The sequence below is a fragment of the Streptomyces natalensis ATCC 27448 genome, from assembly GCF_000935125.1.
GTDB classification, from domain to species: Bacteria; Actinomycetota; Actinomycetes; order Streptomycetales; family Streptomycetaceae; genus Streptomyces; species Streptomyces natalensis.
In genome coordinates, this window is the sequence record NZ_JRKI01000003.1 from 314,651 (window position 1) to 328,527 (window position 13,877).

General features: G+C 70.0%; 14 protein-coding genes and 1 tRNA gene. 10 read left to right on the top strand and 5 right to left on the bottom strand.

Annotation, left to right across the window (positions count from 1 at the left end):
• Positions 1 to 15 precede the first annotated feature (15 nt).
• Both SNA_RS02390 and SNA_RS02395 read left to right on the top strand, forming a co-directional pair.
• On the top strand, positions 16 to 1,941 hold the full coding sequence (locus SNA_RS02390) for a vWA domain-containing protein (RefSeq protein ID WP_052808862.1): 1,926 nt from the start codon (positions 16 to 18) through the stop codon (positions 1,939 to 1,941).
• Positions 1,935 to 3,338 (top strand): hypothetical protein, encoded by a 1,404-nt coding sequence (locus tag SNA_RS02395; RefSeq protein WP_030064430.1) that lies wholly within the window; start codon positions 1,935 to 1,937, stop codon positions 3,336 to 3,338. The genes SNA_RS02390 and SNA_RS02395 overlap by 7 nt, the downstream gene beginning before the upstream one ends.
• Before the next feature lie 34 nt (positions 3,339 to 3,372).
• Here the strand turns inward: SNA_RS02395 and SNA_RS02400 are convergent, their stop codons facing one another.
• Together SNA_RS02400 and SNA_RS02405 are read right to left on the bottom strand one after the other, a co-directional pair.
• Positions 3,373 to 4,764 carry a serine/threonine-protein kinase gene (locus SNA_RS02400; protein WP_030064429.1) on the bottom strand — a complete coding sequence of 464 codons (1,392 nt, stop codon included), beginning with the start codon at positions 4,762 to 4,764 and terminating at the stop codon, positions 3,373 to 3,375.
• 33 nt (positions 4,765 to 4,797) lie between these two features.
• Positions 4,798 to 5,346: a helix-turn-helix domain-containing protein gene (locus SNA_RS02405; RefSeq protein WP_030064428.1), complete on the bottom strand. Its 549-nt coding sequence runs from the start codon at positions 5,344 to 5,346 to the stop codon at positions 4,798 to 4,800.
• Positions 5,347 to 5,475: 129 nt separating this feature from the next.
• On the opposite strand from SNA_RS02405, the gene SNA_RS02410 reads away from it, so the two are divergent.
• Positions 5,476 to 5,548, top strand: a tRNA-Ala gene (locus tag SNA_RS02410).
• Positions 5,549 to 5,630: 82 nt separating this feature from the next.
• Here SNA_RS02410 and SNA_RS02415 read toward each other — a convergent pair.
• Positions 5,631 to 6,242 carry a LysM peptidoglycan-binding domain-containing protein gene (locus tag SNA_RS02415; protein WP_030064427.1) on the bottom strand — a complete coding sequence of 204 codons (612 nt, stop codon included), beginning with the start codon at positions 6,240 to 6,242 and terminating at the stop codon, positions 5,631 to 5,633.
• A 316-nt stretch (positions 6,243 to 6,558) separates the two neighbouring features.
• On the bottom strand, positions 6,559 to 7,278 hold the full coding sequence (locus SNA_RS02420) for a DUF5324 family protein (protein WP_044362871.1): 720 nt from the start codon (positions 7,276 to 7,278) through the stop codon (positions 6,559 to 6,561).
• Positions 7,279 to 7,616: 338 nt separating this feature from the next.
• Between SNA_RS02420 and SNA_RS02425 the strand changes: the two genes are divergently transcribed.
• A complete protein-coding gene (locus SNA_RS02425; RefSeq protein WP_030064424.1) occupies positions 7,617 to 8,150 on the top strand; it encodes a peptidylprolyl isomerase in 534 nt (177 codons plus the stop codon).
• A 173-nt stretch (positions 8,151 to 8,323) separates the two neighbouring features.
• On the top strand, positions 8,324 to 9,226 hold the full coding sequence (locus tag SNA_RS02430; protein WP_030064423.1) for a rhomboid family intramembrane serine protease: 903 nt from the start codon (positions 8,324 to 8,326) through the stop codon (positions 9,224 to 9,226).
• Between the two features lie 308 nt (positions 9,227 to 9,534).
• Here the strand turns inward: SNA_RS02430 and crgA are convergent, their stop codons facing one another.
• Positions 9,535 to 9,789 carry a cell division protein CrgA gene (crgA, locus tag SNA_RS02435; RefSeq protein ID WP_030064422.1) on the bottom strand — a complete coding sequence of 85 codons (255 nt, stop codon included), beginning with the start codon at positions 9,787 to 9,789 and terminating at the stop codon, positions 9,535 to 9,537.
• Positions 9,790 to 9,970: 181 nt separating this feature from the next.
• On the opposite strand from crgA, the gene SNA_RS02440 reads away from it, so the two are divergent.
• From SNA_RS02440 to SNA_RS02460, 5 genes are all read left to right on the top strand, one after another.
• Positions 9,971 to 10,741, top strand: coding sequence for a DUF881 domain-containing protein (locus tag SNA_RS02440; RefSeq protein ID WP_030064421.1), 771 nt, complete (start codon positions 9,971 to 9,973; stop codon positions 10,739 to 10,741).
• 37 nt (positions 10,742 to 10,778) lie between these two features.
• Positions 10,779 to 11,489: a class E sortase gene (locus SNA_RS02445; protein WP_030064420.1), complete on the top strand. Its 711-nt coding sequence runs from the start codon at positions 10,779 to 10,781 to the stop codon at positions 11,487 to 11,489.
• Positions 11,490 to 11,570: 81 nt separating this feature from the next.
• Positions 11,571 to 11,747 (top strand): hypothetical protein, encoded by a 177-nt coding sequence (locus SNA_RS43080; RefSeq protein ID WP_030064419.1) that lies wholly within the window; start codon positions 11,571 to 11,573, stop codon positions 11,745 to 11,747.
• Positions 11,744 to 12,400, top strand: a complete 657-nt coding sequence (locus SNA_RS02455; RefSeq protein WP_030064418.1) for an aminodeoxychorismate/anthranilate synthase component II — start codon at positions 11,744 to 11,746, stop codon at positions 12,398 to 12,400. Before SNA_RS43080 ends, SNA_RS02455 begins: the two co-directional genes overlap by 4 nt.
• On the top strand, positions 12,397 to 13,854 hold the full coding sequence (locus SNA_RS02460; RefSeq protein ID WP_030064417.1) for a class E sortase: 1,458 nt from the start codon (positions 12,397 to 12,399) through the stop codon (positions 13,852 to 13,854). The genes SNA_RS02455 and SNA_RS02460 overlap by 4 nt, the downstream gene beginning before the upstream one ends.
• Positions 13,855 to 13,877 lie beyond the last annotated feature (23 nt).

The window sequence follows — 13,877 nt, forward strand, 5'->3', positions numbered from 1 at the left end:
AGGGGGACGAGGGACATGGCACGACGACGCCGCAGGGGGGCGGTGGCGTTGCTCGGCGGGCTGCTGCTGGCGCTGGTCGCCGTGCCGCTGCACACAATGCCGGCGGTGGCGGCACCGGCCGGCCCGCCCGCCGAGGGCACCGGCATGGTGATGGTGCTGGACTCCTCCGGCTCCATGGCCGAGAAGGACGGCTCCGGTGGCACCCGGATCGCCGCCGCCCGTAAGGCCGTCGGCACGGTGGTCGGCGCGCTGCCCGCCGGCTATCCGACCGGACTCCGGGTCTACGGCGCCGACAAGCCCCACGGTTGCGACGACACCCGGCTCGCCCAGCCCGTCGCTTCCCTCGACCGGACGGGCCTCGTACGCGCCGTCAACGGCGTCCGGCCCAAAGGGGACACCCCGATCGGACTGTCCCTCACCAAGGCCGCCCAGGACCTGCCCAAGCCCTCCAGCGGATCGATCGGCAAGCGCACGATCCTGCTGATCTCCGACGGCGAGGACAACTGCCAGACGCCGCCGCCCTGTACGGTCGCCGCCCAACTCGCCAAGGCCCACGTCGATCTGCACATCGACGCCATCGGCTTCGAGGTCGCCGGCCGGGCCCGGCAGCAGCTGGAGTGCATCGCCAAGTCCGGCAACGGGCAGTACTTCGACGCTCCCGACGCCACGGCGCTCGCCCGCCAGCTCCAGCGGGCCGGCCAACTCTCCGCCGACGGCTACCGGTTCAAGGGTACGAAGGTCCGCGGCACGCCCACCAAATCGAATGCGCCCGGCATCCCTGAGGGGCAGTACCTCGACAGCATCGGGCCGAACGAGAAGCGCTATTACGCCGTCGATCTGAATGCGTCCTCCACGGCTGACTTCTCGGCGACGGTGGTGCCTCAGCCCGGCGCGGCGGTCGGTCTTCTCGACTCCCTGCACACCGAGATCGACTACGGCATCGACAGCACCTGCGACTCCACCCACGAGCTGTTCGGACAGCGGCAAGGCGCCACCCCGCTCACCTCCGGCCTCAGCCGCATTCCCTCGGAGAACGGCAGATCCGGCTGCGACAAGGCGGGCCGTTACTGGTTCGTCGTCGAGCGCAAGGCCGCCAAGGATTCGGATGCCTCGCGCTGGCCGCTCGAGGTGATGTTTCACGTGGAACATCCGCTGAAGAAGGGCGTCACGCCCGCGCAGTCGGAGCCGGAGTACGGGGCGGGCGGCAAGGCCGCTCCGGTGCCCACCAGCCCTCCCAAGCCCGTCACCGGCGGCACCGGCTTCAACGACGCCCGTGCCCTGACCCAGGGCGTTTGGCGGGACAAGATCGTTCCCTCGCAGACCCTTTGGTACAAGGTGCCGGTCGGCTGGGGCCAGCAGCTGCGCTATGACGTGCAATTCGCCAATGAGCCCACGCTCGAGGGTCACACCGCGGCCCTCGCCTACGGCGGCACCCAGGTGTACACCCCCGCACGGGCACCGGTCGGCAGCGGCACCGGGGAGTTCTCCCCGCAAGTCCCCTACACCGGACAGCCGGCCTCGCTCAGCATGGGAACGGTCCCGGTCGCCTGGACCAACCGCTACGAGAGCGGCCCCAACGTCATTCCGGTCCACGACAAGGGAAATTTCTATATCGCCGTGACGCTGAGCGCCCGCGCATCCGAGATCGCCCGGAGCGCGCAGATCGGTGTGGTGCTGCGGGTCGCCGTACTGGGCAAGGCGAAGGCGGGCCCGCAGGCCGGTGCCCCCGTCGCCGAGAGCGCGGCGGACGGCACCGGATCCTCGGCGGACGGCAGGCTGGACGGCGAGCAGGGATGGGCGGCCGGCCCGGTGGTCGCGGCCGTCTTCGGCGGCATCGGCGTACTGCTGCTGGCCGGACTCGGGTTCGCCCTCCTGCGGGCCCGCAGGAAGCCACGGCCCCACGACGTCGATTCGGATGCGACGAGGGGTGGGGCGTGGTGACACGGCGCGGTGCGCACACAGGGATTGCCGCGGCGGCGGCGCTCGTCATGGTGGCCCTCCTGCCGGGCACCGTGGGGGTGGCCTCCGCAGCGGACGTACCCGCCTACGAGACGGCGCCGGGCGCCACCCCGATCACCGGTAGGCCCGGCACCGACGAGGCGCCACGGCTCGAGCCGGGCCTGCACACCGACCGCATCGGGCGCAATGAGCAGAAGGTCTACGAGGTCAAGCTCGACGCCAAGTCCAGCGCCTATTTCTCGGTGGTGGCCGCGCCCAAGCCCGGCACCAAGGTCGAGGAGTACAAGGACAGACTGACCGTCAAGGTCCAGGACGCCAACGGCAGTACCTGTAGTGCGGAGCGTACGCAGTCCTTCCATGCCGGCGGTACGGCCTATCCGATCGGCGATTACGCCAGCCGTGACATCGGGGGCACGGGGACGCAGTGCAAGGCGGCAGGTCTGTACTACGTCGTGGTCACCCGCGAGGGATCACCCACGTCAGGGCCCGCCGAATGGCCGATCGAACTGGGCTACGTCCAGGAGCCCCCGATCAAGGGCACCGCTCCCACCGCTCCGCGCACCGACGGCTTCCGCACCACGACCCCTCCGCCGCGTACCGACACGGACAAGCGCCAGGTCCGGGGCGGCACGGGCTTCAACGATGCGGGCCGGGTCGACACCGGTGTCTGGCGGGACCGGATCATGCCCGGGGAGACCCGCTTCTACCGGGTGCCGGTCACATGGGGCCAGCGGCTCAACCTCACCGCGGATCTGCCGAACTCCGCCAAGCCCGGCACCACCAGATTTGTCGCGAACGCGCTCGGTCTGAATGTCTTCAATCCCGCACGCGGCGTCGTCATCAGCGACAACTTCGTGATGTACGAGGGCAAGGGGGCCCAAGCCAAGGAGTTCACCGCTCCCGTTGACTACGCAAACCGCTTCGGCATCACCGAATCGGCCAAGGCGATGCGGTTCCCGGGCTGGTACTACCTCGAGGTCACCCTGAACGCCGAGGCCAGGTCGTACTTCCCCAAGGGCACCGACCTGACCCTGCGGGTGGACGTGAAGGGAGCCGCGAAGGCCGGGCCCACCTACGCCGGGCCCGCCCCCGGGTTCACCGATACCGATCCCGACGGGGGGACGGCATCCGGCCCGCAGGAGGCCGAGAGCGGCACTCTGCGCGTGGTCGCCTACGCAGGGATCGGCACCGGTGTGGTGCTGCTGACGGGACTGGGCGCCTGGACGCTGGTGGCCCGGCGGAAGGCCGTCGGCGCCGCAGCGGTGCCGGGGACACCGGGGACGGCCGGTTCGCTCTCCTACGAGGCCCAGCAGCCGACGCAGCCGCGACAGCACCAACAGGGCGGCGGCAGCCAGCAGTTCGGGCCGCCCCAGGGCTGAAAGGGGCTCGCGGCGGGGCCGGTGTGGCGCACCGTCAGGAGACGGCCAGCGCCCAGATGCCCACCGCTATGCACAGCAGCGCGACGATCAGCACCGGGACCGCCACCTTCGCGGGCGGTCCCGGCCGTCTTTCCGGTACCGGAGCGGGCCGCATCCCGGCTGGGACGCCCGCAGCGGGCGTCGCCGGGGCGGGCACCGGATGCGGACCTACCGTGTACGGCCGGGTCGCCGCGACCTCCGGCCGGATGGCTGCCGTCGGCTCGTACGACGGCATCGGTGCCGGTGGCGGCGTGGTCGGCGGGGCGGGCACGGCAGGGCCCGTAGGCGTATGGCCGGAGGGCGCATAACCGGGGGGCATGGCGCCGGGAGGGCCGCTCGGCGGGGGCGTGGGCGTCGGTGTCGGCGGGGTGCCCGGCTGCGGCGGGGACGATGTTTCACGTGAAACCGACGACGATGTTTCACGTGAAACCGGCGGCGCGAGCTGAAAGCTTCCGGTGTCCGACAGCGAGCCCCCGGCGGCTGCCGCCGCGGACGCACCCTGGGAGGCGAGCGGTCCCTTGGGCCCGAACCCGCCGGGCAGCGGCCCGATGTGGTCGAAGACCTCGACGACCTCGTCCTCGATCGTCGCCTCCGGCAGCAGCTCGGCCGCCGACAGCACCGCCTTGCGTGCCCCCGTGGCTGTCTTGAACCGTGAGTCGGGATCCGGGTGCAGCAGACCGGCCAGCACCTGCCACAGAGGCTCCGGTACGTCCTCGGGGGCATGCGGGATGCCGTGCTCGACGAAGTGCCGGACCAGCGCTTCGGCATCGGGCTTGGTGCCGGTGATCAGATACAGCGCGACCAGACCGACCGCGAACAGATCCGCCGGGAAGTCCGGTTCGGCGCCCAGCATCTGCTCCGGTGCGAAGTAACCGGGCGTCCCCACCACATAGTTGGTCTCGGTCAGCCGTGGTTCGCCCTTGCGCATCGCGATGCCGAAGTCCGACAGACGCAGATGGGGACGGCCGGTGCCGGTGGCCTCCAGCAGGACGTTCGCCGGCTTGATGTCGCGATGCACCACGCCCTCCGCGTGCACCGCCGTCAGCCCGGCCAGCAGCTGGTCCAGCAGGATGCACACGAACCGGGGCGGCAGCGGGCCGTAGTCGCCGATCAGATGCGCCAGCGAGCCGCCGTGCACCAGATCCATGGTGAAGAGCACTTTGTCGTCGTCCGCCGCCCAGCTCGCCGGGGCCAGTACATGCGGATGATCGATCCGCATCGCCTGTTCCCGTACGAAGCGCAGCAGGGTGTGGGCGTCGCTCTGCTGCAGGACCTTGGCCGCGACATAGCGGCGCCGCCGGTGGTCCCAGGCGCGCCAGACGGCGCCGACGCCGCCTCGTCCGATCGGGTCGACCAGCTCGTACCGGCCGGCGAAGATCTCACCCATGAGGCCCCGTTCCGCTTCCGCGTTCCGCTGTGGCTAGCTCTGGTGCGCCTCGTAGTGCGCCACCGCGTCCGCGGTGCGGCCCGCACCGTAGACCCTGAGGAACTCTGCCAGTTCGGGGTGAGTGGCGGCGAGGGAGTTCGCCGCATCGATGATGTCGCCGGCGTCGGAAACCGACCGCAGCAGCGACTGAATTTCCCGCACCACCCGCCGCACGGTGGTGGCCCCCGTCGACGACGTCTGCTGCGTGGTGTTGTTGAGCACCGAACCGCCGGCCGTCTTCTTGATCTCTTCCATCCGGTTGGTGGCCTCGGCAGCGCTGACGCTGCCGTCCGCGACCTGCCCGGCCAGTTCCTGCAGCGCCTGGACACGCTGCACCACGGCCGGGTTGCCTATCTTGGCGCGCTGCCCGCTCATCAGCTGCGACAGCATCGGGGCGGACAGCCCCAGTACGGCGGCGAGCCGGGCCTGGTTGAGGCCCAGATCCTCGATGAGACGGCGGAACAGCGCACCCAGAGGCTCCCCGTACCAACTGCGCTGAAGCTCCCGGGCTCGCGCGGTGGCTTCCTGCTGTGCTGCGTCCATGCGTCTCCCCTGTCTCCCCGATCGCGCTTCGCTGCCGCGAATCTCGCGAAGCATCCTACGGAGAGTGGCCGGGTGCGGCGATACCCGGTCGGGAAAGCGGCCGGGTACCAGGTACCCTGGTCCGCGAAAGGGGCCTTAGCTCAGTTGGTAGAGCGCTGTCTTTGCATGGCAGATGTCAGGGGTTCGACTCCCCTAGGCTCCACCGCCCGATGCCCTCTGATCTGTGAAAACACAGGTCAGAGGGCATTTTCGTGCGCTCAATGGCGTCCGGGCGCCCGCTGCTGTCACCGGTGCAGGTGCAGCCGCTGTCCCGGGTAGATGTGGTCGGGGCCCGTGCCGAGGGTCCGCCTGTTCATCTCGTACAGGGCCCGGGCGCCGCCGGGAATGCGCCGGTGGTGCGCGATGGACGAGAGACAGTCGCCCTCTTGCACGACGTAGTGGCGGCCGCTGCGCCGGTGCGACGGGCGTGAGTGGTGGGGCGCCGACGGATGGCGGTGGGTGACCGTTGCGCCGTTGTCGGACTCGTCAGAGCCGGACAGGCCGTAGTGGCCGCAGTTCGGCCAGGGCGCCAGCCCGCGGTCCTCGACGATGCGCTCGCCGACCGCGATCTGCTGCCACCGGGAGGCGAGGTCGGCGCGCGGGGCGTAGCGCTCGCCGCCGTAGGCCCGCCAGGTGGTGGGGGCGATCTGGAGACCGCCGTGGTAGCCGTTGCCGGTGTTGATGTGCCAGCGGCCGCTGCTCTCGCAGGCGGCGATCGCCTCCCAGTCGGTGTCCGCCGGTGCCGTTGGCGGTGCGGCCGCTGCGATGGCCCGGGTGGCGAGGCCAGGGGCGCTCAGCAGCACGATCAGTACGGGAAGGATCGCTTCGACGGACCGTTTGACGAAACGCGACGACATGACGGTACTCCTCCGCTGTGCTCCGACAGCGGCCGTGGAGCAGTGCACACCACGACCGATGGGCAGGCACGAGGTAACCCGCCAATATGCTTTTCAGCACGCTTGGTGTCCGTGAAGGCGCGTGTTTCACTCGGTTGGACGCGCGGGTCGTGACGCAGCGTCATGTTGTGCGGGCAGGGCCGCACCGGAGGCCCCGGCGAAGGCCCGGCGGCGGCCGTGTCGCCTGAGCCCCGGGGACTACGGAAGACGCCAACGGGCCGTGCCCGCCGCCCCGTTGCGGGGTGGGCGGGCACGGCCCGTCGAGAGGTGCGGGGCGTCAGGCGGAGGTGCCGCCGCCGCGCTCGTCGGCCTCGTCCTCGTCCTGCTTGGCCTGGACCTCGGGGTCGAGGGAGGCGCCCTCGCTGCCGTCGACGGCGCCCAGGCGGCCGCGCTCGCCGACCTCGGTGGGAGCCGGCGGCTCGACCAGCCAGTCCGGGTTGGCCTGCTTGTCCCACCACTTCCAGGCGGCGATCGCGCCGCCCACCACGGCGCCCAACACCGCCAGCCGCTTGGCGACCTTGCCGGCGCAGGCGCGGCGGTGCTGCTTCTTCTGGAGCCTGGCGATCTCGGCGGCCGTCACCTGGCCGCGCAGCGCCGCGAGCGCGGCGGTGCCCCGGGCCACGGCCTCCTCGCGCACCGGCTCGGCGGCCGCGCGGGCGCTGCTCACCGCGTGCTCCAGCCGCGGCGCGGTGTACTCGGCCGCATGCCGGGCGGCCTTGCGGGTCCGGCCGGCGGCACGGCAGGCCGCGGCGTCCACCTTGGGCGGCAGCGCCTCGCGGGCGTGCTCCAGGCGCGGGTGGAGATGTGCCTCGTACTGCGCACGGGCCTGGTGCGCGGCCTCGGCCACCTTCGGGCCCATACGGGTACGGGCCTCGTGTGCGTAATGCACGGCGGCATCCTTCGCCGTACCGGCATACGGAGCCACCACCTCCGCGGCGTGCCGCACGCTGTCCTTCGCCGTACCGGTCGCGGCGCGCACGCTGTCCTTGCGGGTCACGGGATCCTCCTCCTCGGTGGCGTGTCCGGGGCTGTGGGGCGGTCCCCATATCTGTTGTGTCGCCTGTCCGCCCGGTTGGAGATCATGCCCGCTCACCTGTCGTACAGCATGTACGAGCGGGCATCCGGGGCATGGGGGACCTTCCGGAGCCTTGTGACGACAATGCCACGGTTTGCGCCCTCGCGCGCCCGGTTGCACAGGTCCGTCACATCGCGCCGAAACGGGAGCAGCGGCAAGAAATCAGTACGAAGGCTGCCCGGAGGTGGTGGTCGGGCGACGGCGAGCAGGGTTCGTGCGAGGATCGGTAACCGCCAGTGAAGACTTATGGAAGGTAGATCGTGGCTGAACAGCTCTACGCCACCCTGAAGACCAACCAGGGCGACATCGAGATTCGGCTTCTGCCGAACCATGCCCCCAAGACGGTCAAGAACTTCGTCGAGCTCGCCAACGGTGAGCGCGAGTGGACTCACCCGGCAACCGGCAAGAAGTCCACGGACCGGCTGTACGACGGCACGGTCTTCCACCGCGTGATCAGCGGTTTCATGATCCAGGGCGGTGACCCGCTGGGCAACGGCACCGGTGGCCCGGGCTACGAGTTCGGCGACGAGTTCCACCCCGACCTGGCCTTCAACAAGCCGTACCTGCTGGCCATGGCCAACGCCGGCCCGGGCACCAACGGCTCGCAGTTCTTCATCACCGTGTCGCCGACCGCATGGCTGACCGGCAAGCACACCATCTTCGGCGAGGTCAGCAACGACGCCGGCAAGAAGGTCGTGGACGCCATCGCCGCCGCCCAGACCAACCCGCGGACCGACCGTCCGGTGAACGACGTCGTCATCGAGACGGTCGTCATCGAGTCCCGCGAAGGCTGAGCGAGTCCCGCGGCCCGAGCCCGGACCGATAGCGTCCCGCTCGGGGAACCATTGCGCCCCGCCCGGTCGTACATCAGGCGGGGCGCGAAGCACGACTGGGGCGGTGGGTCGGGCGAAGGGCGCGAGAGGCGGCGCGCCGACGCGCTCAGGCCGAGAAGACGACGAGGGGACCGATGGACCAGGTGCCAGGCAGCCCACAGGAGCCGAAGGACGCCCGGGGCGGCGAGGGCCTGCCGGCGTGCTACCGCCATCCGGACCGCACGACCGGCATCCACTGCACCCGCTGCGAGAAGCCGATCTGCCCGGACTGCATGGTCAGCGCCTCGGTCGGGTTCCACTGCCCGGACTGTGTACGTAGCGGTGGCGGCACCGGACGCTCGGCGACCGCGACCGCGCCGCGCACCCTCGCGGGCGGCGCCATCGCCGCCAATCCGCGGCTGATCACCCTGATCCTGATGGGCCTCAATATCGCGGTCTTCATCGCGGTGCAGGCCGAGGGGCCCCGGCTGCTGAGCGAACTGGGCATGCTCGGCCGCACCCCTCCCGGCTATCTGCCCCAGGGGGTCGCCGAGGGCGAGTGGTACCGCCTGGTGACCGCGATGTTCCTGCACCAGGAGATCCCGCACATCGCCTTCAACATGCTTTCCCTGTGGTGGCTGGGTCCGCCCCTGGAGGCGGCGCTCGGCCGGCTGCGGTTCACCGCCCTGTACATGCTGTCCGGGCTCGGCGGGAGCGCCCTGACGTATCTGGTCGCCAATCCGGCCGGATTCTCGCTGGGCGCCTCCGGCGCTATCTTCGGGCTGCTGGGTGCCACCGCCGTCCTGATGCGCCGCCTGCGCTACGACATGAAGCCGGTGCTGATCCTGCTCGGCCTCAATCTGGTCTTCACCTTCACCTGGCCGAACATTTCCTGGCAGGCGCACATCGGCGGCCTGGTCGTGGGCGCCGCGGTCGCGTACGGCATGGTCCATGCCCCACGGGGACGCCGGAATCTGGTGCAGGCCGCGACCTGCGCGGTGGCGCTGCTGGCGATCGTCGCGGTGGTGTGGGTACGGACCCTTCAGCTGGTGGGCTGAGGTCCGTCACAAGCCCACCGCGCCAGGTTGTCCACAATGCGTGGCCGATCTTGTGCAAGCTGTGGGGAACGCCCGTACGGTGCCCGGCTGACCTGCGTTTCCCCAGTCGGGACGGGGGATGGTAGCGGTGGGGGCCGGTCGTCGCCGATCACACCGGCGTCAACCTCCCGAGGGTTATCCACAGATCTTCTGAAGTTTTCCCCGCCTGTGGATAACCGTGTGGATGGCCTTGGGCAGGAGTTGCCGGACGGGCATCCGGGCCACTCCGCCAACGCCGCGTCGGGATCCGGCCCACCGCCGGGCCCGCGCTACTTCCACTGCGTGGAGACGCCGAACCCCACCGCGATGAAGCCGAAGCCGCACACGATGTTCCAGTTGCCGAGGGCCCGGATCGGCAGGCTGCCCTCGGAGACATAGAAGAGCACGATCCAGGCGAGCCCGATCAGGAACATCGCCAGCATCAGAGGCGCCACCCAGCCACGGCCTGAATTCATCTTCAGATTCGTGGTCTTCGCCGGAGGCGGGGTGAAGTCGTCCTTCTTGCGGATCCGTGACTTCGGCACGAGGAACACTCCTGTCGATGCTGCTCCCCCGCTCTCGGCAGGGCGCGAGCGGGTGGCTGCCCCCACCTGCGCGGGGACGGTACGGAAGGGGTGCCGGGAGAGGAAGCGGTGGGCAGCGATTCCTCGCCCGTGGCGTCCGTTAGCGTAGTGCTTCCGCGGCGTCGTAAGGAGTAAGGGTACGTTGAGCACTTCCGCGAACTCCCCAGGTCGCCCCGTCCGCCCCCGGCTGCGGCCGGTACGGATTCTGACCCTCGCCGTCTTCGGCCTCGCCGGCCTGCTGTTCTGGCTCAGCTTCGACACCGCCCGCGGCACCAATCTGCGCTCGGACGACTCCATGCTGCGCCTGTCCGACCTCATCCAGGAACGCAGCCACAAAAACGGCGCCCAGGACGACCGCAACGCCGCCCTTCGACAGGGTGTCGACGCCCTCGCCCAGCGCGACAACGGCAGCTCCCAGGCCGAGGACGCCAAGCTCAAGGCCCTGGAGAAGAACGCCGGCACCAAACCGCTGACCGGCCCGGGCCTGACCGTCACCCTCGCCGACGCCCCGCCCGACGCCACCGCCAAGATCCCCGGCATTCCCGAACCCCAGCCCAACGACCTGGTCATCCACCAGCAGGACCTCCAGGCCGTGGTGAACGCCCTGTGGCAGGGCGGAGCCAAGGGCATCCAGGTCAAGAACCAGCGGCTGATCGCCACCAGCGCCGTGCGCTGCGTCGGCAACACCCTGATCCTCCAGGGCCGGGTCTACTCCCCGCCGTACACCATCACCGCGGTCGGCGACCGCGCCGCCCTCGGCCGGGCGCTCACCGCCTCGCCCGCCATCCAGAACTATCTCCAGTATGTGAACGCCTACGGCCTGGGCTGGAAAGTCGATCAGCACGAGACGGTGACTCTTCCCGGCTACTCCGGCACAGTGGACCTCCACTACGCACAGCCTGTGAAGCCGTAGCCCGCGCGCCGCGGGGCGGCGGGAAGGGCGGGGCCGGATGACGGTGCGGAGCCGGAGCGCGGTGCGCTGGATCGTACGGACGCTCAGCGAAATCTGTGTCACCGCCGGCGCACTGATCGTGCTCTTCGTCGTCTACCTGCTCTTCTGGACCGGCGTACGGGCCGACAGCGCCATGGACAACGAGATCGGCAGGCTCCAGGAACAGTGGTCGACCGGTCCGGTCGCAGCCCACGACAGCGACCCCGCGCCCACCGAGCCCAAGCCTCCCGCCCCCTATAAGGAGGGCGCCTCCTTCGCGGTGATGTACGTCCCGCGGTTCGGCGCGGACTGGGCCAAGCCCGTCCTCGAAGGCACCGCGACCAATGACCTCCAGCGCGGCCTGGGCCACTACGACCACACCGCGCGGCTCGGCCGGACCGGCAACTTCGCCGTCGCCGGGCACCGCCGCACCTACGGCGACCCCTTCAAGGACTTCCCACGGCTGCGGCCCGGCGACGCCGTGGTGCTCACCGACGGCACGACCTGGTTCACCTACCGCATCGACAACCGCCCCTACACCACGCTGCCCGGCGACATCGGCGTGATCGATCCGGTACCGGCGAAATCCGGCTACAACGGCCCGGGACGCTATCTCACCCTCACCACCTGTGAACCGGAATGGGGCCACAGCCACCGGCTGATCGCCTGGGCCCATCTGGATTCCACCCAACCCGTCACACAGGGAAGGCCGTCGGCTTTGACCGGCTGACCCACCGGCGGCCCCTCCGGCCCCTTACTCTGGTGGGGCAATCGACAACGTCATCGGCATCGGCAAGGGGACAGCGAGCGCATGTACGGCTGGATCTGGCGGCATCTGCCGGGCAACGTATGGGTGAAGGCGCTGATTTCAGTGGCGCTGGTGCTGGCGGTCGTCTTCGTGCTCTTCCAGTACGTCTTTCCGTGGGCGGAGCCGCTGCTGCCCTTCAATGACGTCACGGTCAATGAAGGGATGGCGGCACTCCGATGACCGCACGGATCCTCGTCGTCGACAACTACGACAGCTTTGTCTTCAACCTCGTCCAGTACCTCTACCAACTCGGTGCCGAGTGCGAGGTGCTGCGCAATGACGAGGTCGCGCCGCGGCATGCCCAGGACGGGTTCGACGGCGTTCTGCTTTCGCCCGGTCCTGGCACGCCCGAGCAGGCCGGCGTGTGTGTGGACATGGTCCGGCACTGCGCGGAAACCGGCGTCCCGGTGTTCGGCGTCTGTCTGGGCATGCAATCGATGGCGGTCGCCTACGGCGGCGTGGTGGACCGGGCCCCCGAGCTTCTGCACGGCAAGACCTCGCTCGTCACCCACGAGGGCGCAGGGGTCTTCTCCGGCCTGCCCTCCCCCTTCACGGCCACCCGCTACCACTCCCTGGCCATCGAGCCGGACACCGTCCCCGACGAACTGCTCGTCACCGCCTGGACGGAGGCCGAGGACGCCCCCGGCGGACGCATCATCATGGGCGTGCGGCATCGCGAACTCCCGGTGGAGGGCGTGCAGTTCCACCCCGAGTCGGTGCTCACGGAGTGGGGGCACAAGATGCTGGCCAACTGGCTGGTGGAGTGCGGCGACGAGGGAGCCCTGGGGCGGTCCGCGGGGCTTGCCCCGGTGGTCGGCAAGGCCGGCGCGTGACGCCCTTGCGCCCGGAGCGTGAAGGGAGACCCTATGAGCCGTACGAATCCGGGCAGCCGTATGCGTCCGAGCGGCCCCATGCGCCGCAGGAACCGTACAACCCGCCGGATCCGTACGGCGATCCCGATGCATTCGAGGAGGCTGTAGGGCGGCTCGACGACCCGCTGAACGACCCGCTCCCCGGGCTTTCGCCTCAGCGCGCCCAGACACCGGCGCCCAGCCCTTTTGATCAACCCTCGCGGCGGGGCCGGCATGCCGCGAGCGAGGGCGCAGGGCCCGCACCGAGCGAGAGCTCGCCCTGGTTCCGGCCGCACAGCTCTACGGAACCACGCGCCCCCCAGGCCCAGAGCCCCGCCCGGCACTCCGACCACGGCTATGTCCCCTCGTACGCGACCTATGCGGCCGCCGAGTCGATCGCCAAGACGATCGCCGGGTCGCAGCGGGACGACGAGACCATGGCACTGCGCCAGGCCAAAGAGGCGGACGCGGACCGCGACGACGGCGATGTTTCACGTGAAACCGTCGACCGCGCCGATGTTTCACGTGAAACATCGGCCGACGACACTGTTTCACGTGAAACATCGGCGGCACCGATCCCGGGAGGGCGGGCGGCCCGGCGCAAAGCCGCGCAGGAGGCCGCCAAGCGGGGCGGGAGACGCGGCCGGCACGGTACGGGGGCCTCCGCCGCCAAAGCCGCCACGCCCGCCAAAGCCGCCGCCGAACCGCCTCCCGCCCCCACCTCCCGGCTGGAGGCCCGCCGCGCCGCACGCGCCGCCAAGGAAAGCCTCAGCCTGATCGTCAGCCGCGCCGTGGGCGAGGTCTTCATCACCCTCGGCGTACTGATGCTGCTCTTCGTCACCTACCAGCTGTGGTGGACGAATGTGATGGCCGGCGAGGAGGCGGGCGGCGCCGCCACCACCCTCCAGCACGAGTGGGACAAGGGCGGCGGGGAGAAAAAGAACCTCGCGGTCGGCGAGCGCTTCGGCATCATCTACATCCCGAAGCTCGATGTGAAGGCGCCGATAGCGGAAGGCGTCGACAAGCACAATGTGCTCGACCACGGCATGGTCGGCCACTACGACAAGAGCAGCGGGATCAAGACCGCCATGCCCTGGGACAAGAAGGGCAACTTCGCGCTGGCCGCCCACCGCAACACCCACGGCGAGCCGTTCCGCTATATCAACAGGCTCACCAAGGGCGACAAGATCGTCGTCGAGACGCAGAGCGCGTACTACACGTACGAGATGGAGAGCGTCCTCCCGCAGACGTCTCCGAGCAACACCAGCGTGATCGGCCCGGTGCCGCCCGGCTCCGGATTCACCGGCCCTGGACGCTACATCACGCTGACGACCTGTACTCCGGAGTTCACCAGTACCTTCCGGATGATCGTCTGGGGCAAGATGGTCGATGAGCGCCCGCGGAGCAAAGGCCAACCGCCGGCGCTCACCGGCTGAACGGACGTAAGAGGGGTATAACA